Genomic DNA, 20,366 nt, shown 5'->3' with positions numbered 1-20,366 from the left:
CCTCGAGGACGCCGCCAGCAGGTAAGCAGGCAACACGGCACCGACTGCCAACACCTGGCGACAGCCGGCGGCCGTGTCGCGCCTCGTTCTGTCTTATTCGTGGGTGGGTTCGCCGGTCACGCGGTGGTCCGCGTGGTTCATCCCTTCGAGGATGAGCCGGGTGAGGTGTCCGTCGATGATGCTGTAGATGACGTTGCGGGCGTCCTTGCGGGTCGAGACGAGCCCGGAGAGACGGAGTTTGGCCAGATGCTGGCTGACCGCGGTGCGGTTCGCCCCGGTCGCGGCGACCATCGTCCCGACGTCCGCGGGCCCCTGGGTGAGGATCCACAGGATGTGCAGGCGGGTGGGATCGGAAAGCATCCGGAAGGTCGACGCACCCGCTTCGAGGCGCTGAGCATCCGGCTCGACGGGGTGGACAAGGCTCGGCGCCACCTGACGGAACTGGTCGGTGTCCTCCTCGATCACCGGATGAAGGGCGGCGGCAGGACCCGTCGGCGGGTCAGCCGGTGCTGTGTTCATGATGTTCCTCGCCCCCCTTGTCGCCCGGCTCGTACCGGTACCTCAGACCGAACACCGATGTCCGCACGGTGTACTTCTTCTCCACATCACCGTTCAGGCCATCGTCCTGACCACTGTGCTGGTCACCGTCCGGGCCTCTGTCCTGGTCACGGTTCACGTTACTGCCCACGCCCACCACCACGCGTCGTTCCCCCTGGACGGGGAGCTGCTGGTGCCGGTGCTGCTGAGTCGCTGTGTGTATCGGTGCCGGCCCTGGCGGCAACATCGGTCCTGTCTGCACCAGCGCCTGTAGCTGAGGCTGCCGGTCGGGGAGCGGCCCAGAGCATCAGTGCTGTGATCGTGCCGATGAGGGCGAGTGCTCCGAGGACGATGGCGGCGACGCTCAGGCCGGCGGCGGCTCCGACCCACCCGGCGAGGGGGTAGGCGAGGAGGTAGCAGGCGTGGGAGAGGGAGAACTGGGCGGTGAACAGGTAGCTGCGCGTGTCATCGGTGGCAACCCGGCGAAGCAGGCGCGAGGACGGGGTGCTGATCATGGAGGTGCCGATGCCCAGGACGACCCAAAGCCCGAGGAAGAGCACCCACGAAGTGCCCGAGGGATCCGCACCGCTTTGCTCGGTGGAGGCAAGGAACGCCGCGGCGAGCAGTCCGACCGTCAGGACAGCGCCACCGAGGAGCATGAAGGTGCGGTCCGGTGTGCGTTCCAGGGCCCGTGGTGCAACGAACGCGATCAGCATCGACCCTGCCCCGTAGAACGCAAGAGCGATCGCGACGTCGGTGTTGGTTCCGCCGAACAGGTCCCGGGCGTAGACGACGGTGTTCACCAGCACGAGGGCCGTCGCCGTGGCGACGACGAGGTTCAGGGCCATCAGCCCGCGTAGGGATGGTTCGCGGAGGAAGATCCGGATGCCCAGGGTGGTGCGGTGCAGCAGGGAACCCTGTTGCTGGGCTGCGGGGACGGCCGGCAGGCGGGTGGCGAGGACCATTGCTGCGGAGACCAGGAATCCGGCCATCGTGCCGACGAAGAGGTTGTGGAAGCTCATCACCGTCAGCAGGGCCGCGGCGAGCAGCGGGCTTACCAGGGACTCGAGGTCGTAGGCGAGCCGGGACAGGGACAGGGCCTTGGTGTAGTCCTTCTCCTCCGGCAGGACCACGGGGATCAGCGCCTGGAACGCCGGGGTGAAGGTCGCGGACGCGGACTGCAGGATGAACACCAGCACGTAGATCTGCCACACCTGATCGATGAAGGGCAGGCTCAGGGCGATCGCCGCGCGCACCAGGTCCGCGCCGACGAGGACACCCTTTCGGGGCAGGCGCTCGACCAGGGCCGCCATCACCGGGGCGACGAACACGTAGGCGATCATCTTGATCGTCAGGGCCGTGCCGAGCACGGCGCCGGCCTGCCCGCCGGCCAGATCGAAGGCGAGCAGGCCCAGCGCGACCGTGAGGAGGCCGGTCCCGAGCAGGGCGACGACCTGCGCGGTGAAGAGATTGCGGTACGCCGAGTGGCGCAGTACAGAAAGCATGAGGAGAAGCCCGTCTCGTGCAGGAACAAGTTCCTTCACTATACGTGCATCATTACGCACGTACGAACACAACGGAGGCGATGAGGGATAGGGTTCGGCCCTGGGATGATCCGGGATGACCGGATGACGCGGGTTCGTCATATGTCGCCAGGGATGCGGTATGTGACGAAGCCGGCGACCTGGAACGTCATGCGGCGCCTTGTCGCCGCACGTTCTGCACCCCGGGCCGGAGCGCCGCTTACAGTGATCCCACCAACCATCACGAGCGGCCGAGAGATCTGGCTTGTTGACGCCGCAGCAACCATTCCACTGCCCTCCCCTCGGGAGAGCAGTGGAACCGGTGCTAATGCCAGAACCGATGGACATGCATCAGCGCACCCACCAGCGATCCCGGCACGCCGGGATCGCCGGTTTCCGGCACGCATCCTGGTGCACTCCCTCGGACCTACCGAGGAGCGGGGATGACATTGAAGAAACGGGCAGCGGTACCGCCGTCGCTGTCCTACGAGCTGTATCCGCCGGCCACCCCGGAAGCCGGGGAGGCCATACTGTGGACGATCGACGAACTCGGGGCCACCCATCCCGACTACGTCTCGGTGACCTACAGCGGCACGCCGGCGAGGCGCCGGGCCTCGATGGAGCTGATCGGGCACCTGACCAGCAACACCAGGCTGCGCCCGCTGGCCCACCTCTGTTGTGAGGGAGAGACACGGGCGAGCCTGGACCTGCTGGTACGGCAGCTCGTCGCACTGGGGGTGAGGGGCGTGCTGGCCCTGCGCGGAGACCTGCCGCAGGACCCGCAGGCACTGCGCGGCGAGCTTCCCTTCGCCCAGTTCCTGGTGGAACTGATCCGGGAGGTCGAGGCCCGGCACGTGGCCACCCTCGCCGGCGGTCGGCTGGCGGTGGGGGTGGCGGCCTACCCGAACCGACACCCGGAATCGCCGTCGTTCCTGCACGACGTCGAGGTGCTGGTCTCCAAGCAGCGCGCCGGTGCCGACTTCGCCATCACGCAGGTGTACTTCGATCCCGCCCAGTACGTCCGCCTGCTCACCGCGGCCCGGGCCGCGGGCGTCACCATCCCGATCATCCCCGGGGTGATGCCCCTGGGGAACATCCGCCGGCTCGAAAGGCTGGCCGGAATGACCGGCGTCCGTCCCGACCCTGTCCTGCTGCACCGCCTGGAGACCGCCTCGGGCGAGGCCGAACGCCGGCGGATCGGCGTGCGGGCAGCGGCCGTGCTGGCCCGGGCGGCGTTCGAGGCAGGGGCCCCGGGCGTGCACCTCTACACCTTCAACGACCATCGCGCGTCCATCGCGGTCATCGAGGAGATCGACCTGCCGGCGGCGCGCTCGCCGGTCGCCGTCCCGGCCTGAGCCTGCCCCCATTCCGAATTGCGACCTGACACACCTTCCAGAGGAGAACACCATGAGCACCGAGAACACCTTCCCCGCCGCCACGATCCTCGGCTACCCGCGCATCGGGCCCGGCCGGGAGCTGAAGAAGGCCGTCGAGGCCTACTGGGCAGGCCGTCTGGACGAGGCCGGACTGCAGCACGCTGCCGACCAGCTGCAGGACCGCACTGTCGCCCGACTCGTGGAACTGGGACTGGATCGCGGTGATTACTCCATCCCGGCCGACTTCGCGCTCTACGACCAGGTCCTGGACGCGACCGCGGCGCTGGGAGCGCTGCCGGCCCGGTTCGCCGACCTGGCCGGGGAGGACGGTTCCGTGGACACCGCCGGCTACTTCACGCTCGCCCGGGGCGACGGCGACCGCGCGCCGCTGGAGCTGACCAAGTGGTTCGACACCAACTACCACTACCTGGTGCCCGAGATCGGTCCGGGGACACCGTTCGCCGCGGTGGCGCACCGCCTGACCGCGATCGTCCGCCGGCAGCGCGAGCACGGCGCCGTGCTGCGCCCGGTGCTCGTGGGCCCCGTGACCTACCTGCTGCTGGCCAAGCCCGAGGACGGCGCACCCGCAGGTTTCGACCCGCTGGACCGGATCGACGATGCCGTGACGGCCTACGCGGGCATCCTCGCGTCGCTGGCGGAAGCGGGGGCCGAGTGGGTGCAGCTGGACGAGCCGGGCCTGGTCGGCGACCGCGGCGGCGAGCTGGCAGCACCGGGCGGGCTGGTGGAGCGGGTGTACCGGCAACTGGCCGGTACGGCGGGACGGCCGGCCCTGCTGGTCACCACCGGCTACGGCACCGCCGGCGATCCGGCGAGGCCGGGCCAGGCGCTCGCCGTGCTCGCCGCCGCGGGCATGGAGGCAGTCCATGCGGACCTGGTCCGGGGAGCCAGGCCCTCCACCGAGGCACTGCAGGCGCTGGGCGGCACCCGTCTGGTTGCCGGCGTCGTGGACGGCCGGAACGTGTGGCGCAACGACCTGCGGGTCTCGCTGGGGGCGCTGGAGGACCTGCAGCAGGAGACGGGAGCGGCGGTCACGACGGCGACGTCCACCTCCCTGCTGCACGTGCCGCACGACGTGCAGGCCGAGACGGGGCTGCCGGAGCACCTGCCGGCCTGGCTGGCCTTCGCGGACCAGAAGGTGCATGAGGCAGTGGTACTGGCGCGCGGCCTGACCGGGGGACGCCCGGCCGTCGCCGCGGAACTCCAGGAGGCGGAGGAGGCGCTGAACCTCCGGGCGCGGTTCGACGGCGTCGTGGTGGACCGGGTCCGGACGCGCACCGGCGGCCTGATCGAGGATGCCTTCACCCGCAGCCCTGCCGAGCGACGGGCAGCGGTGCAGCAGGAGCGGCTGGGGTTGCCGTTGCTGCCGACCACCACCATCGGGTCCTTCCCGCAGACCGGCGAGGTGCGCGCCGCCCGCGCCGCGGTCCGCAGCGGCAGCATCTCGCCGGCGGAGTACGAGCAGTTCCTGCGCCAGGAGATCGCGAACGTGGTGCGGTTGCAGGAGGGCCTCGGACTGGATGTGCTGGTGCACGGCGAGCCGGAGCGCAACGACATGGTCCAGTATTTCGCGGAGAACCTCGACGGCTTCGCCGCCACGGAGCAGGGGTGGGTGCAGTCCTACGGGTCGCGCTGCACACGTCCGTCCATCCTGTGGGGGGACGTGTCGCGTCCTCAGGCGTTCACGGTTCCGTGGATCAGCTTCGCGCAGTCGCTGACCGAGCGCCCGCTCAAGGGCATGCTCACCGGCCCGGTCACGATCCTCGCCTGGTCCTTCGTCCGCGACGACCAGCCGCTGGGCGAGACGGCCAACCAGGTGGCGCTGGCCCTGCGGGACGAGATCGCCGACCTCGAGGCCGCCGGTATCGCCATCGTCCAGGTGGACGAGCCCGCCCTCCGCGAACTGCTGCCGCTCCGCTCGGCCGACCACCGGGCATACCTGGACTGGTCCGTCCGTGCGTTCCGGCTCGCCACCGCCGGCGCCGGGGACGGGACCCAGATCCACACGCACCTGTGCTACTCGGAATTCGGTGAGGTCATCTCGGCCATCGACGGGCTGGACGCGGACGTCACGAGCATCGAGGCGGCCCGCTCCCGGCTCGAGGTCGTCACGGACCTGGCCCGCTTCGGCTACTCCCGCGGAATCGGCCCAGGCGTCTACGACATCCACTCACCGCGCGTGCCCTCCGAACAGGAGATCGCCGGTCTCATCGGCACGGCGCTGGCCGCCCTCCCGGCACAGCAGCTGTGGATCAACCCCGACTGCGGCCTGAAGACCCGCGGCTACGACGAAACGGTTCTCTCGCTGCGCAACCTCGTCGCCGCGACCAGGACTGCGCGCAAGAGCGTCCGCCTCTCGACGGCGGAGCAGGCCCTGGCGCGTTCCTGACGTCCCACAGGACCCGCAGGTCACCGCGGGTTCTGCCGTCGCCTCCGGGCAGGACCCTCCCGGTCCTGCCCGGGAACCCACCCGACCACGGAATAACCCGGGGCCGACTCCGCTGCCCCGGGTGGCGGGGCTCAGCTCCGCTGCCCCAGATTGCGGGGCTCAGCTCCGCCACCCGGGTGGCGGAGCTCTCGGCTCCGCCACCCCGGGGTCGGGGCTCAGCTTCGCTACTCCTGCGGGGCGGCCAGGTCCTTGGTGAACGCCAGGTGCAGAACGGTCTCCGGATCGGCGGCCAGGTCGAAGCCCGGGCGGTAGCCGGTGGCGAGGTAGAGATTCTTCGCCTCCGGCTGGCGCGGACCCGTGGTGAGGTAGATCCGGCGGTAGCCGCGACGCTCGGCCTCCGCCTCGAGTTCGGCCAGCACACGGCGGGCCAGGCCACGACGGCGGTGCTCGGCGTGGGTCCAGATCCGTTTGAGCTCGGCCGTCTGCTCGTCGTACCGGCGGAAGGCCCCACCGGCCACGGTCTGCCCCTCCTCCTGCAGGATCAGCAGCGCGCCGTGCGGGGCGGCGAATTCCTCCGCGGGGTAGCGGCGCATCTCCTTGCCGGCGCCACCGAACAGGGTCCCGTACCTGCTGTCGTATTCCTCGATCAGCCCGTCCACGAGCGGCTGCACGCGCGAATCCTCCAGCGGCAGGTGCAGCACCGTCAGTTCCGGGAGGGCCCCGAGGGGCAGCGAGTTCGTCATCAGGGATCCTTCGGGTCAGGTCAGGTCAGGTCAGGTCGGCTCAGGTTCGGTCAGGTCAGGGATGAGTGGAGCTGGGTGATGCTGGCGGCCAGCCGGGCGCTGGAGAAGCTCTCCGGAGCAGGATCGGGCAGTTCCGTCAGGTCCGTCAGGATCCTCCGCGCCAGGGTATCGCTGTCACGGAACGGGGCCGCGTTGCTGGAAGGGCGGGAGAACGCCCCGCCGTTCCAACCGGAAGCCGCGGGCCCGACGGCGTACAGGCCCCGCCGGGTGCTGCCGTCCGCGGCGACGAGCCGGGACGAGGAATCGACCAGCACCTTCCCGGTGCCGCCAGCCGTCGCCTCGCTGCCCGTGCGTTCCTCGGAACCGAGGCCCGATTCCGACAGTGACCGCAGCAGCGGGTTCGCAGAGCCGGCCAGGGACGGGCCGGGCAGCCGCGCCTCGATGAGCGCGCTCGCCGTCACGGTGGAGGGCACCTGCGGGGAGGACGCCGTGAAGAGTCCCAGTTGCTCGTCGGTGCCCACCTGCAGCTGGGGACCGAGGAACCTGACAAAGCCGGCCTCGTGCAGCGCCAGCAGTTCCTGCAGCCGGCGGGCCGGTGGGCCGGAGTCGACGTAGCTGAAAAACCCATGCCACCAGCCGCTGACCAGCGGGCGCGAGGCAGGTGTGAGCGCGTCCATCGGCACCAGCCGGCCCAGTTCGAAGTACACGTACAGCAGCCCCAGGAACAGCCCGAGGGTCTCCGAATTGGCACCGCCGTCGCGCAGCCGCAGGTCCTCGCGGATGTGGTCCGCCACGGTGTCCTGCACCTCCTCGAGGCCGTGGAAGTGCATCCCCGCCAGCGGGTGGTCGAGTTCCTCGAGTTCCAGCCGGTCCGCCGCGGCGGGGACGGCCTGGTCCACGAGTGTGCGCCGATCGTCCGAGTACCAGTCAGCGGCGTCGAAACGGGGCAGGAAGTCGGACCAGGGCAGCGCCACCCGCTCCGGGTGCCCGGTGAACAGCTCGCGGTAGTAGCCGAAGGCTGCGTCCTTGGCCAGCAGCGGCCACAGATGCTGCCGGAAATCCAGCCGGCCGTGCACCTCGAGCAGCGCGGCGACGGCGCCGGCGGTCAGGTAGCGCGGGGGACCGGCCGGTCCCCCGCGCAGCAGCGAACTGATCTTGGAGCGATACGGGACGCCCCGGCGGGACCCGGCCCACAGCACCGGTTCGTTCCCGGAGGCGATGTACCGGAGGGTGCCGCCGGGCGCGTCGACGAACTGGCCGCCGCGGCCTTCCATCAGCAGTACCACCAGGTCGATGAACGCCAGCCCCATGCCGGAGACGATGGCCTCCTGCCCGGGGCGCAGGGCGGAGAAGTCGACGTCGTTCGTGTAGGCCGGCGGCGCATGGAACAGGCCGTGCCGGGCGGCGAAGCCGGCATAGGCGACGGACCGGGGCTCCGGTTCCGAATCGGTATGGCCGACGGTCACCACCACGACGTCCGCGCGCAGCACGGCGCCCGACGCCAGCACCACGCGGTGACCGGCGCCGTCGGCCGCCACCTCCACGGCCTGGTCCCGGTGGACGGTCACCGGCACCTGCGGACCGAGGGCTCGAACGGCACGGGCGAAGAACCACTCGAGGTACAGGCTCTGCAGGCGGCGCGTGGGGAACGTCGTGGGGAGGAGGGCACGCAGCTGCCGGCGCAGGTCCTCATCCGGCACCTCCACGTCCGAAATGGTGCCGTCCACGACGCCCCGCGCCCAGTCGACGAGCCCGGGCCCCGCGACAGCAGGACCGGCGCACTGCACCGACTCGTCGGTGAACATGGTGACGTCGGCGGCCAGGGAATTGAGCATGAGCAGCGGGCTCTGGTCACGCCGCCAGATCCGGCCGGAGCCCGGCCGGTGCGGCTCCACGACGTGCACCGCCAGAGGGCCGGCAAAGAGCCCGGGCCGGTTGGCGGCGAGCCGTTCCAGGATCAGGGCCGCCCGCGGACCGCCGCCGATGATGACGACGGCGGCCTTCCGGCCATCGGGCGGTCCGCCCGGCACGCTGTCGATCGTCATGGTACTCCTTCCCGGGCAGCATTCGGGCCCGCGGTCCTGCCCATCCTAGGAGCCGGCGGGGAGCTGCCGCAGGGGGTCGGTAACCCGCCTTCACCGGCCGAAACATTACGCAATGAGAGGTCATGAACCGTCCTGGAAGGTCGCCCGGCGGACCCAATACGTCGCCGGTTTACTCCACGTGAACCCCGTTTTGGGGGCGCCGCCCTCCCTGTTCTAGGTTCAGGCCACCGGCCCGATTCCTTCGGATCCGGAAGCCGGCTGCACCGCCCAGGCAAGGCCGCAGGACGAGAGGGAGGTGGCGCATGAGTGCCGCAGCACCGAGAAGTGAGACCCGCCCGGAGACGACGGCCCCGGACGCTGCCCTGCCCCCGGCTTCGGCCCCGGACGCCGCCTCGGCCCCGGCCTCGGCTTCGGCACCGGACGCTGCCCTACCCCCGGCCCCGGACCCCACCGGGTCCGCCGGCCCTCCGCCGTCGGGCGGAACCGGTTCCCGCACCGCCCGCGACTACTCCGGGTATCCCGTGGTGGCCGCCCGCCACCCCTGGCGCTGGGCCGGCACGGCACTCGTGGCACTCTTCGTCGCTGCGGTCCTGTGGTCGCTGCTGACCAACCCGCGGTGGGAATGGGACGTCGTCGCGCAGTGGTTCACCGCCGAGTCCGTGCTCCGCGGCCTGGGCGAGACCCTGAAACTGACGGCCATCGCCGGAACCCTCGGCTTCGTCCTGGGCTTCATCCTGGCGCTGATGCGGCTGTCCTCCTCGCCGCTGCTGGTCTCGGTGTCCTGGACGTTCTCCTGGATCTTCCGCTCCGCACCGCTCCTGGTGCAGCTGCTGCTCTGGTACAACCTCGGCTACCTCTACGAGAAGGTCTCGCTGGGGATCCCGTTCACCGACGTGCGGTTCTTCGAGGTGCAGACCACCACGCTGATCAGCCAGTTCGCCGCCGCCATCCTGGGGCTGACGCTGAACCAGGCCGCCTATTCGTCGGAGATCATCCGCGGCGGCATCCTCGCCGTCGACCAGGGCCAGCTCGAGGCCGCTGCGGCACTCGGCATCCCCGCCTGGCGGCGGTCCACCCGGATCGTGCTGCCGCAGGCCATGCGGTCCATCCTGCCCACGGCTTTCAACGAGATCATCGGCCTGGTCAAGGGCACGTCGATCGTCTACGTGCTGGCCTACTCGGAGCTGTTCTACACCGTGCAGGTCATCTACAACCGCACCCAGCAGGTGCTGCCCCTGCTGCTGGTGGCCACCGTCTGGTACGTGGTGATCACCTCCGTGCTCAGCGTCTTCCAGTACTACATCGAGCGCCACTACTCCAAGGGTGCCGTGCGCACACTGCCCCCGACCCCGTTGCAGCGGGTCCGGCGCTTCTTCTCCACCCACGCCAAGACATCCGAGGTCGCACGATGAATTCGCCAGCCCTTCCGGCCGCCGCTGCAGCCGCCACCCGCGGACTCGTCGAGATCAGCGACGTGCACAAGTCCTTCGGCCAAATCGAGGTGCTGCGCGGTGTCTCGCTCACCGTCGAGCCGGGCGAGGTGGTGGTGATCCTCGGTCCCTCGGGGTCGGGCAAGTCCACCCTCCTGCGCACCATCAACCACCTGGAGAAGGTCGACGCCGGCCACATCTCCGTGGACGGCGAGCTGGTGGGGTACAAGGCACGCGGGGGCAAACTCCACGAGCTGCGGGAGAAGGAGATCCTGGCCCAGCGCACCCACATCGGCATGGTGTTCCAGAACTTCAACCTCTTCCCGCACCTGACCGCCGTCGAGAACATCATCGAAGCCCCGGTCTACGCCCAGCACCGCCCGCACGCCCAGGCACGGGCGCGGGCCCTGGAGCTGCTCGAACGCGTCGGTCTGTCGGACAAGGTCGACGTCTACCCGCGCCAGCTCTCGGGGGGTCAGCAGCAGCGCGTGGCGATCGCCCGGGCGTTGGCGCTGGATCCGAAGATCGTCCTGTTCGACGAGCCCACGTCCGCGCTCGACCCGGAACTGGTCGGTGAGGTGCTGGACGTGATCCGCAGCCTGGCGGATTCGGGCACGACGCTGATCGTCGTCACGCACGAGATGGGCTTCGCCCGCGACGTGGCCGACCGCGTGGTGTTCATGGACCAGGGGCAGATCGTCGAGGAGGGCACCCCGCTGCAGATCTTCGGCGCCCCGCAACACGAGCGCACCAAGGCCTTCCTCTCGAAGGTCATCGAACCGGCCTTCAACCTCTGAACTCCAAGAACCTCCCGAATCCCGTATTCCGTCCGCAAGCAAGGGGAACACCCATGAAATGTCTCGAGCCTCGCCGGCTTCCGGCACTGTCCGCCGCAGCCCTCGTCCTCCTGGCCCTGGCCGGCTGCGCCGACCCGGAAGCGGCAGCGTCCGGAACCGGTGAGTCCGCCGCGCCGGCCGAGAACGGCATCGTCTACAACCTGGCGCCGGAGCAGGACCGCGTCCGCGCGGAGAAGGATGACGACCTCGCCGCGCAGGTCCCGGCCGACATCGCCGAGGACGGCAAGCTGACCGTCGGGGTGAGCCCGTTCGCGGTCCCGCTGTCGGTCTACGCCACGGACGACAAGACCGTGATCGGCAACGAGACCGACATCGCCCAGCTGGTCGCCGACAAGCTCGGCCTCGAACTGGACCTGCAGGCCACCTCCTGGGAGAACTGGCCGCTGAAGACGCAGTCCGGGGACTTCGAAGCCGTGTTCTCCAATGTCGGCATCAACGGGGACCGCGTGCAGCTCTTCGATTTCGCCCCGTACCGTGCCGCGTTCATGGCCTTCGAAGCCCGCCAGGACTCCGACCTCACCGTCGCCGGGTCCGCGGACATCTCCGGCAAGAAGGTCGCCGTCGGCTCCGGCACCAACCAGGAGAAGATCCTGCTGGCCTGGAACAAGGAGCTCGAGGACGCCGGCAAGGCCCCCGCCGAACTGCAGTACTACGGCAGCGACGCGGACACTATCCTGGCGCTCTCCTCCGGCCGGCTGGACCTCAACCTCTCCCCGTACCCGAGCGCCACCTACCGGGAGAACACCCGGGACGACCTGAAGATCGTCGGCAAGGTCAACGCCGGCTGGCCGTCGGAGACCCTGGTCGCAGCCACCACGCTGCGCGACAACGGGCTGGCCGAGCCGCTCGCGGCGGCCATCAATTCCGCCATCGAGGACGGCAGCTACGCCGAGGTGCTGGAGCGCTGGGGCCTGGCCGACGAGGCCATCCCCGAATCGACCGTGGTGAACGCCGCGAACTTCGGCAAGTAGGACCGGCCATGAAATTCCAGGTCCTGGACATCATTCCTCACCTGAGGAACACGGTGACCGGGAGCGCCGCCGCCCACACCAGCAGGAGCAACCATGCCTAAGCACACTGAGATCCCGCCCTTCACCGCCGCCTGGGAGCAGTGGCACGCTGCGCACGAACGCCACCGCGCCCACCCGCACGGTTTCCTTGCCGTCACCCACCTGCACTGGCTGGGCAACACCTCCGTCCGGCTGGACGGTGCCCCCGGCGCGTGGAGCGTCGAGGACGACGCCGTGCGGATCGTCCTGGAGCCGGGTGAGAGCCTGCAGCGCGACGGGCAGGAGCTGAACACGGAGGCCGGCACTGCGATCCTCCTCGGCCCCATCGAGGAGCGGGGCGGGATCGACCTCGTCGCAGGCGACTCGGTGATCGAGGTTGCAAAGCGTGGCGGGGAGTACATCGTCAGGCCCCGCAGTCCGCACGCGGCCCTGCTGCGCGATTACCGCGGGACACCCGCCTACGCACCGAACACCGAGTTCTCCGTCACCGGCACCTTCGTGCCGTTCCCCGAACCCCGCCCCACCACGGTGGGCGCCGCCGTCGAAGGCATCCAGCACGTATACGAAGCGCCGGGCGAGATCCGCTTCGAGCTTGCCGGCCAGGAACTGACCCTGACGGCGTTCAACGGCTTCGCCCCCGGAGCGCTCCTCGTGCTGTTCACCGACCGCACGTCCGGCCGCACGACGTATGCCGCCAACCGCTCGCTGTCCGTGGTCCCGGCCGCGGACGGGTCCGTGCAGCTGGATTTCAACCGGGCCGTGAACCTGCCCTGCGCCTACACGGACCTCGCAACCTGCCCGCTGCCACCCGCGGAGAACCGGCTGCCGGTGGCCGTCGAAGCCGGCGAGAAGATCCCCTACGAGCGTCAGGACCAGCAGTGAGCGCAATCGACGACCGCACCGCGACAGCAGCCAGGGCCGGGTTCCTGGCCATCGAGCTCGACGGAGCCGGATGGGACGGAACGGAGTTCGGACGTACTGAAGGCTTTGCAAGCCTGGCTGAAGCCGTTCTCGCCGCAGAATCCGCAGGATTCCACGTGGCCACCTTCGCCGACGCACCGCGTGCCGGCCGTGCAAACGCCCTGCAGCGCGCTGCCTACGCCGGACCGGTCACGCGGACCATCGCGCTGGTTCCCGAGGTGGACACCGTCTACACCGAGCCGTTCCACGTCTCCACGCAGCTGGCCAGCCTCGACTACGTCTCCGGTGGCCGTGCCGGGTGGATCGCAACGGCAGCGGAATTCCCCGAGACGGCAGCTGCCGTGGGCCGCGAGAACGTGAGCGGCACCGACCTGGCGCAGGAGGCTGCCGCCTCGATCGAAGTCTCCCGCCGCATGTGGGACTCGTGGGAGGACGACTCCGTGATCCGCGATGTCGCCACGGGCCGGTACATCGATGCGGACAAGCTGCACTACGTCGACTACGAGACCCCGGCGGGCTTCGGCGCCCCCTACTCCGTCAAGGGCCCGTCCATCATCCCCCGACCGCTGCAGGGACAGCTGCCCATCCTTGCTCCCGCCTCCATCGTGGGTACGGGGCAGGTCCTGGCGGACGCCGTCGATGCCGTGCTCGTCTCCGCTCCGACGCCAGAATTGCTGATCGCGGAGATCTGGGACGTCCGGCACCGACTGGGAGCAGCAGTGGCGATCGTCGGCGAGCTCGACGTCGTCCTGGACGCCCGAGGTCAGACCGCCGGAGAACGGGCCACCGGTCCGGCGAGCGGCCGCGCACGGTACGTCGGTTCTGCAGCCGGCCTCGTGGACTTCCTCGAACCGCTCCTGGCGGAAGCCGACGGCGTCCGTCTGCACCCGGCGTCGCTCGCCGTGGAACTGGACGAACTCGCCCGGTGGGTCCTGCCCGAACTGAGGCGCCGCGGCGCACTCCGCGCACCGCTCCAGGACAGCACCTTCCGTGACCTGCTGGGACTTCCACGCCCGGCCAGCCGCTACGCCCACCCGTCCACCACCGCCGGAAACTAGGGGATCCCATGCCACAGCACAGCAGCGCCTTCACTCCATCGGGCACGCTACAGCTCGGTGTCTTCTTCCAGGGAGTCAACTCCGGCACGATCTGGAAGGCGGCCGAATCCGGCTCCCAGACCGACTTCGAGTCCTTCCGCCGCATAGCGCAGACGGCCGAGCGCGGACTGTTCGCCGCGTTCTTCCTCGGCGAAGGACTCCGCCTGAGGGAACACCTCGGCAGGCCCCACGCCCTGGACGTCGTGGGCAGGCCGGACGCGCAGACCATGCTCGCCGCGCTGGCCTCGGTCACCACCCACATCGGGCTCGCGGCTACCCAGAACACGACCTACAACGACCCGGCGGACCTGGCCCATCGCCTGTCCTCGCTGGACCTGATCTCCGGCGGCCGTGCCGCCTGGAACATGGTGACGACCGACAACGCCTGGACCGGGGAGAACTTCCGCCGCGGCGGCTACCTGGACCACGCCGACCGCTACGTCCATGCCGAGGCGTTCGTGCGGACGGCCAAGGCCATCTGGGACTCCTGGTCCCCGGACGCCATCGCCGGGACGGCCGGGAACCGGCCGGCGGACGGAGCAGCGGACGGAGCGGTACGCCGCGTGCACCACGAGGGACAGCACTACACCGTGGACTACACCCCTCGGCTGCCGCGCAGCCCGCAGCACCACCCGGTGCTGTTCCAGGCGGGGGATTCCCCTGCCGGGCGGGACTTCGCGGCGCGGCAGGCCGATGTCATCTTCTCCGCCCACCCCCAGTTCGACGCCGCCGTGGCCTTCCGCGCCGACATCGTCGAGCGCACGCTCCACGCAGGGCGTCCCGCCGACGCCGTGAAGATCATGCCCGCCAGCGAATTCATCCTGGCCCCGACCAGCGCGGAGGCAGCGGAGAAGAAGGCCTGGGTCCGCGAACTTCAGATCGGGCCGCAGCAGGCCATCGCCTACCTCGAGCAGTTCTGGGGTCGGCAGCTGGACGGCTGGGATCCGGACGGTCCACTGCCGGACATCGACCCGGCGGTCGAGGAGACCTCGGAGACCCGGGGCAGCGGCTTCCACGGGGCCAAGGCCGGAGAACTGACCGCGCAGTGGCGCCAGGAGGCTGCGGAGAAGGGGCAGACCATCCTGCAGTTCGTCCGCGCGAAAGCCGCGCGGTCGGACGCCTCCTTCGTGGGCTCGTACTCGGAGGTGGCCGACACGCTGGCCGCCTACGCGCGCGTCGGCGCCGTGGACGGCTTCAACATCTCCCCCTGGCTGATCCCCACCGGCCTCGACGACATCGTCAACCACCTGGTCCCCGAACTGCAGGAACGCGGGGTCTACCCCACGGAGTACCGGGGGACCACCCTGCGCGAGAACCTGGGCCTCGCGGTCCCGGAGCGTGCCGCAGCCGGGGAACCAGCCGTCCGCTGACCCACCCACCCGTCCAGCACCACCCACCCGTCCAGACAGACCGGAAGGCCTGCACCATGAACAGCACCGCTTCCTCACCCCGCCGCTCCCGGCCCCATGCACTGCTCGGCGTCACCCTGCTCGGCCCGGCACTGCTCGGCCTGGCCGGTTGCGCGGATCCCGGCTCGGCGGCGGAACCGGCGGACGCCGCGTCCTCGGCGTCCTCCGCTTCCTCCGCAGACGAATTCAACCTCTCGCCGGAGCAGGACCGGTTCACCTCCGATGCCTCCGCCGACGCGCAGGCCCTGGTGCCGGAGGAGGTCAGCGCGGACGGCAAGCTCAGTGTGGCCGTGAGCCCCTTCGCCGCCCCGCTGGCGCTCTACGCGACCGACAACACGACCGCGATCGGCAACGAGGTGGACATCGCCTACGCGCTCGCCGAGTCACTGGGCCTGGAGGCCGAGGTGATCCCGGTGGCCTGGGCCGACTGGCCGCTCGGCGTGGAGTCCGGCAAGTACGAGGCCGTGATCAGCAACGTAACGGTCACCGAGGAGCGCAAGCAGAAGTTCGACTTCGCCAGCTACCGCAATGACCTGCTCGGCTTCTACGCTCCGTCCGATTCCCCGGTCAGCGAGATCAAGGAGGCGAAGGACGTTGCGGGCCTTCGCGTGATCGTGGGCTCCGGGACGAACCAGGAGAAGATCCTGCTGGAGTGGGACGCCGAGAACACGAAGAACGGGCTGGAGCCGGTCGACTTCCAGTACTACGACGACGACTCGGCGTCCACGCTGGCCCTGCAGTCCGGCCGGGCTGACGTGTCCTTCGGTCCGAACGCCACGGGCGCCTACAAGGCCCGGGCCGATGGTGAAACCAAGTTGGTGGGCCTGGTCGACGGCGGTTGGCCGAAGAAGGCCAACATCGCCGTGGCCACGAAGAAGGGCAACGGCTTCGCCGCGGCCGCGCAGTCGGGGCTGAACCACCTGATCGACAACGGCACCTATGGCAAGATCCTGGACCGCTGGGGCCTGACCACCGAGGCGATCGACAAGTCCGAGCTGAACCCGCCCGGACTGGGTTCCTGAGTCCCTGCCGGCCAGGAGGAAGGGTGGTCCTGCATCAACTGCAGAGCCACCCTTTCCTCACCCCGCTGATGGACGGGACACCTCCGGGTTGGTTGACTGGATCCCCAGCGGGATCCCCCGGACCGACGAGGCGTCGAGGGACCCGGACCCACGAGTATCAGCGAGGTACCGATGAACGATGCTCCCTCGACGCTCCGGGCCGCCGTCGTCCAGTTCGAAGCCGTCCCTGATGACGTGGCCGCCAATCTGGAGACCGTCCGGAACCTGTCCCGCCGGGCGGCCGCCGACGGTGTGCAGATCATCGTGTTCCCGGAGCTGTGCCTGCTGGGGTACTGGCACCTGACCCGACAGCCCGCGCACCGCCTGCGGGAACTCGCCCAGCGCCGCGACGGTGCCGCCGTCACCGAGGTGCAGCGGCTGGCCGGCGAGCTGGGGCTGGGGATCGGCGTGGGATTCCTCGAGGCGGAGGGGGACCGCCTCTACAATTCCTACGCCGTGTGCCTGCCGGACGGCAGCGTGCACGTGCACCGCAAGCTCCATGCGTTCGAGCACGAAGCGATCTCCAGCGGGGACTCGTACACCGTCTTCGACACGCCCTGGGGTGTGCGGATGGGAATACTCATCTGCTGGGACAACAACCTCGTCGAGAACGTACGGGCCGTCGCGCTCCTGGGGGCCACCGTTCTTCTCGCGCCCCATCAGACCGGCGGCACACGATCGATGAGTCCCCACGGCATGCGCCCGCTCCCACGGTCCCTCTGGGACAACCGCCATCAGGATCCGGAAGCGCTCGAGGCAGCGGTCAACGGGCCCTCCGGGCGCGGGTGGCTGATGCGCTGGCTGCCGTCCCGCGCCCACGACAACGGCCTGTTCGTCCTGTTCAGCAACGGTATCGGGCCCGACGATGACGAGATCCGGACCGGGAACGCCATGATCCTCGACCCCTACGGCCGCATCATCGCCGAGACGCCGGTCGCGGACACCGCCGTCGTCACGGCCGACCTGGATCTGGAGCTGCTGCCCCTCGCCACCGGCCGGCGCTGGCTCCTGGGGCGCCGCCCGGAGCTGTACTCGATCTTGACGCAGCCCTCGGGCCTGGAGAGGGATGCCAGGACCGCCCGCCACTCCGCTTCGCCGGTGCCGATGTCCTTCCAGGTGAAAGACCCGCGGGACTGAGGGCACGGGACTGAGCCGCGGGACTGAACTGCCCTGACGGCGGGACGCAGCCGCGGCGCAGCTACGACGCCGCCCGGTAGAGCCACCGGCCGTCGGCGAGGACCGACGCGGTGTTCCAGGCGGCATCGAAGAGCACGAGGTCGGCTGCGAAGCCGGGCCGGACCCGGCCGAGGATCCCCGAGAGCCCGAGGACGCGCGCCGGCGTGAGGGTGAGGGCTTCGATGACCGCCACCGCGGGGACCCCGGCGGCGAGCGCATTCCTCAGTGCCGCGTCGAGCGTCAGCGTGGATCCGGCGAGTGAGCCGTTGCCCTGCAGCCTCGCGACCCGGTCCCGGACGTCGACGGTCAGCCCGCCCAGCACGTAGTGCCCGTCGGGTGCGGCGGCGGCGGCCATGGCGTCGGTGACCAGGACGATGCGGTGCGGGGCGAGGGTGAAGAGCATCGCGGCGACGGCGGGGTGGACGTGGTGCCCGTCGAGGATCACCTCGAGGCAGGCTCCCCCGACGAGGGCGGCACCGACCGGCCCGGGATCGCGGTGGTGCAGGCCGGGCATGCCGTTGAACGCGTGGGTCAGGAGGGTGGCGCCGGCGCGGAATGCGGAGAGGGACTGCTCGTACCCCGCCTCGGTGTGGCCGAGGGCAACGGTGACGCCCGCAGCGGTCATGCGGCCGATCGACTGCAGGGCGCCGGCGCGCTCCGGGTCGAGGGTGATCTGCCGCAGGGTGCCGCGGGCAGCCTCGAGCAGGCGGTCGACGCTGTCCGGGGAGGGATCGGTGAGGTAGTCCGCATTATGGGCGCCGCGCTTGCCGACGGACAGGAACGGCCCCTCGAGGTGGCTGCCGAGCAGCAGGGGGTGGGTCTCCGTCAGGTCGGCGATGCCGGACAGCGAGCGCTCCAGCTGCCCCAGGGGGTTGGAGACCAAACTCGCCACGGCGCGTGTGGTCCCGTGCGGATGGTGGGCGGCGAGCGACTGCAGCACCGCGTCGGGGCCGTCCTCGTGGCTGGAGCCACCGCCGCCATGCACGTGCAGGTCGATGAATCCGGGGGTGAGGACGTGCCCGGTGCCGTCGATCACGGTGTCCGCGGCGCGTCCCCGCCACCCCGTCCCTGTGCCGGTGGCCGTGATCGTCCTCCCCTCGGTCACCGCCCAGAAGTCGGGGGTCTCGCCGTCGGCGTCGATCTTCGTGGTGCTGTGGAACGCGACGGTACTCACGCGCGGATACCCTCGATCCGGTTCCTTTCCGTGTCGAGGTAGTACTCCCGCAGCGCGAGATGCTGCGCGGCCTCCTCGTCCAGGACGACGGTCGCGCGGCGGTGCAACTGCAGCACGGACCCCGGGCACATGCTGGTCAGTGGCCCCTCGAGTGCTGCGCGGACCGCCTCCGCCTTGGCCGAGCCCTGCGCGACGAGCAGCACCTCGGCGGCATCGAGGATCGTGCCGAGCCCCTGGGTGAGGCAGTGGCGGGGGACGTCGGCGGGGTCGGCGAAGAAGCGGGCGTTGTCCCTGCGGGTGGCTGCCATCAGTGTCTTCGGCCGGGTGCGCGAGGACAGGGAGGAACTCGGCTCGTTGAAGCCGATGTGCCCGTTCCGCCCTATGCCCAGCAGCTGCAGGTCCACACCCCCCGCTTCGGCCATCGCCGCCTCGTACCGCTCGCATTCGACGTTCAGATCGGCTGCGCAGCCGTCGGGGACATGGACGTTGGCCGGGTCGAGGCGGAGCCGGTCGGTCACTTCCTGCCGGATCACCGACCGGTAGCTCTGGGGATCGTCCGCCGGGAGGCCGACGTACTCGTCCAGCGCGAAGGCTTTCAGCCGGGCCAGGGCGGGGATCCACTGGTCTGCCAGAGCGCGGTAGATGGTCAGCGGAGAGGACCCGGTGGCGACGCCGAGCGTGTGGATCCTGCCGCTGCGCACGCCGTCGAGGATGACGCCGGCACCGAAGGCGCCGATGTCCTCGGCGCTGTCGAGGATGACGACACGCATCGTGGACTCCGATCTGTGCAGGGGATTGAGGACGTCAGGTGTGCTCCGGTGCCACGATGACCTTCGTTCCGCCGGCTTCGAACGCGGCTTTCTGCTCATCGGTGATACCGCTGTCGGTGATCAGGTTGGTGAAGCTGTAGCCGGTCATCGTGGCGAACGCGCGGGTGCCGATCTTCGAGGAGTCGGCGACGATGAAGGTCTCGGAGGCCCGCCGCGCCATGAGGGTGTTGACCTCCGCCTCCCCCTCGTCGCTGACGGTCGGTCCGATGTCCGGGTCGAGTCCGTTGACGCCGATGAACGCGAAGTCGAGGGCGACGCGCTGGAGGATCACGTCCGTGTAGGGCCCCACGAGCTCGTAGGACCGCGGGTTGACCACGCCGCCGGTCACCATGATGCGGATGTTCGGCCGGACCACGAGCTGGGCCGCGATGTTGATCGCGTTGGTGACCACGGTGAGGGCGGGCTTGCTGGACGGTTCCATCAGGTCCGGTCGCATGCCCAGGACCTGGGCGATCGCCGTACTGGTGGTCCCGCCGCACAGGCCCACCACGGCACCCTTCGGTACGAGCGTGCTGGCGACCCGCGCGATCGCCTGCTTCTGGAGCGTGTGGTCGTCGCGGCTGTACCGGGTGGGCAGGTCGTAGGCGACGGCCTCCATGGTCGCTCCGCCCCGCGTCCTCGTCAGCAGCCGCTGGGCGGCGAGGCTGTCGAGATCACGCCGGGCCGTGGCAGGGGAGACCGCGAGGCGGGTGACTATGTCGTCGACCAGGACCGTCCCCTCGGCCGCGAGGAGGTCGAGGATGGCGTTAAGTCTTTCGGTCTTTTCCACC

General features: G+C 70.1%; 17 protein-coding genes and 1 riboswitch. Of the genes, 10 read left to right on the top strand and 7 right to left on the bottom strand.

Annotation, left to right across the window (positions count from 1 at the left end):
- Window positions 1-93: 93 nt before the first annotated feature.
- Both ACX80J_RS05060 and ACX80J_RS05055 read right to left on the bottom strand, forming a co-directional pair.
- Window positions 94-519 (bottom strand): ArsR/SmtB family transcription factor, encoded by a 426-nt coding sequence (locus ACX80J_RS05060; RefSeq protein WP_459343971.1) that lies wholly within the window; start codon window positions 517-519, stop codon window positions 94-96.
- Window positions 520-677: 158 nt separating this feature from the next.
- Entirely contained in the window at window positions 678-2,042 is a 1,365-nt protein-coding gene (locus ACX80J_RS05055) for an MFS transporter (protein ID WP_459347077.1), read from the bottom strand.
- A gap of 253 nt (window positions 2,043-2,295) precedes the next feature.
- A riboswitch (SAM riboswitch) is annotated at window positions 2,296-2,407 on the top strand.
- Window positions 2,408-2,503: 96 nt separating this feature from the next.
- On the opposite strand from ACX80J_RS05055, the gene ACX80J_RS05050 reads away from it, so the two are divergent.
- Together ACX80J_RS05050 and metE are read left to right on the top strand one after the other, a co-directional pair.
- A complete protein-coding gene (locus ACX80J_RS05050) occupies window positions 2,504-3,415 on the top strand; it encodes a methylenetetrahydrofolate reductase (RefSeq protein ID WP_459347076.1) in 912 nt (303 codons plus the stop codon).
- A 52-nt stretch (window positions 3,416-3,467) separates the two neighbouring features.
- Entirely contained in the window at window positions 3,468-5,843 is a 2,376-nt protein-coding gene (metE, locus tag ACX80J_RS05045; RefSeq protein WP_459347075.1) for a 5-methyltetrahydropteroyltriglutamate--homocysteine S-methyltransferase, read from the top strand.
- Window positions 5,844-6,067: 224 nt separating this feature from the next.
- Here the strand turns inward: metE and ACX80J_RS05040 are convergent, their stop codons facing one another.
- Both ACX80J_RS05040 and ACX80J_RS05035 read right to left on the bottom strand, forming a co-directional pair.
- A complete protein-coding gene (locus tag ACX80J_RS05040) occupies window positions 6,068-6,586 on the bottom strand; it encodes a GNAT family N-acetyltransferase (RefSeq protein ID WP_459347074.1) in 519 nt (172 codons plus the stop codon).
- 50 nt (window positions 6,587-6,636) lie between these two features.
- Entirely contained in the window at window positions 6,637-8,631 is a 1,995-nt protein-coding gene (locus ACX80J_RS05035; RefSeq protein ID WP_459347073.1) for an FAD/NAD(P)-binding protein, read from the bottom strand.
- Window positions 8,632-8,933: 302 nt separating this feature from the next.
- Here ACX80J_RS05035 and ACX80J_RS05030 point away from each other — a divergent pair, with 302 nt between their 5' ends.
- From ACX80J_RS05030 to ACX80J_RS04995, 8 genes are all read left to right on the top strand, one after another.
- The gene (locus ACX80J_RS05030) at window positions 8,934-10,043 is read left to right on the top strand and encodes an amino acid ABC transporter permease (protein ID WP_459347072.1); all 1,110 of its coding nucleotides are present in this window, start codon (window positions 8,934-8,936) and stop codon (window positions 10,041-10,043) included.
- Window positions 10,040-10,858: an amino acid ABC transporter ATP-binding protein gene (locus ACX80J_RS05025; RefSeq protein WP_459347071.1), complete on the top strand. Its 819-nt coding sequence runs from the start codon at window positions 10,040-10,042 to the stop codon at window positions 10,856-10,858. The genes ACX80J_RS05030 and ACX80J_RS05025 overlap by 4 nt, the downstream gene beginning before the upstream one ends.
- 53 nt (window positions 10,859-10,911) lie before the next feature.
- A complete protein-coding gene (locus ACX80J_RS05020) occupies window positions 10,912-11,889 on the top strand; it encodes a transporter substrate-binding domain-containing protein (RefSeq protein ID WP_459347070.1) in 978 nt (325 codons plus the stop codon).
- Window positions 11,890-11,982: 93 nt separating this feature from the next.
- Complete coding sequence (locus ACX80J_RS05015) at window positions 11,983-12,810, top strand: DUF1684 domain-containing protein (RefSeq protein WP_459347069.1); 828 nt, start codon at window positions 11,983-11,985, stop codon at window positions 12,808-12,810.
- The gene (locus ACX80J_RS05010; RefSeq protein ID WP_459347068.1) at window positions 12,807-13,907 is read left to right on the top strand and encodes an LLM class flavin-dependent oxidoreductase; all 1,101 of its coding nucleotides are present in this window, start codon (window positions 12,807-12,809) and stop codon (window positions 13,905-13,907) included. The genes ACX80J_RS05015 and ACX80J_RS05010 overlap by 4 nt, the downstream gene beginning before the upstream one ends.
- A gap of 8 nt (window positions 13,908-13,915) precedes the next feature.
- Window positions 13,916-15,316: an NtaA/DmoA family FMN-dependent monooxygenase gene (locus ACX80J_RS05005; protein WP_459347067.1), complete on the top strand. Its 1,401-nt coding sequence runs from the start codon at window positions 13,916-13,918 to the stop codon at window positions 15,314-15,316.
- Between the two features lie 56 nt (window positions 15,317-15,372).
- Window positions 15,373-16,377 (top strand): ABC transporter substrate-binding protein, encoded by a 1,005-nt coding sequence (locus ACX80J_RS05000; RefSeq protein ID WP_459347066.1) that lies wholly within the window; start codon window positions 15,373-15,375, stop codon window positions 16,375-16,377.
- A 171-nt stretch (window positions 16,378-16,548) separates the two neighbouring features.
- On the top strand, window positions 16,549-17,553 hold the full coding sequence (locus ACX80J_RS04995) for a nitrilase family protein (RefSeq protein WP_459347065.1): 1,005 nt from the start codon (window positions 16,549-16,551) through the stop codon (window positions 17,551-17,553).
- Window positions 17,554-17,614: 61 nt separating this feature from the next.
- Here the strand turns inward: ACX80J_RS04995 and nagA are convergent, their stop codons facing one another.
- The 3 genes from nagA to ACX80J_RS04980 are packed head-to-tail and all read right to left on the bottom strand — an operon-like array spanning window position 17,615 to window position 20,365.
- Entirely contained in the window at window positions 17,615-18,766 is a 1,152-nt protein-coding gene (gene nagA, locus ACX80J_RS04990; protein ID WP_459347064.1) for an N-acetylglucosamine-6-phosphate deacetylase, read from the bottom strand.
- Window positions 18,763-19,536 carry a glucosamine-6-phosphate deaminase gene (nagB, locus tag ACX80J_RS04985; RefSeq protein ID WP_459347063.1) on the bottom strand — a complete coding sequence of 258 codons (774 nt, stop codon included), beginning with the start codon at window positions 19,534-19,536 and terminating at the stop codon, window positions 18,763-18,765. The genes nagA and nagB overlap by 4 nt, the downstream gene beginning before the upstream one ends.
- Before the next feature lie 34 nt (window positions 19,537-19,570).
- On the bottom strand, window positions 19,571-20,365 hold the full coding sequence (locus tag ACX80J_RS04980) for a DeoR/GlpR family DNA-binding transcription regulator (protein WP_459347062.1): 795 nt from the start codon (window positions 20,363-20,365) through the stop codon (window positions 19,571-19,573).
- Between the last annotated feature and the right edge of the window lies 1 nt (window position 20,366).

The organism is Arthrobacter rhamnosi (genome assembly GCF_054510975.1).
The sequence above is the reverse complement of the archived record's forward strand: the minus strand, read 5'-3'. Positions and strand labels throughout refer to the sequence as shown.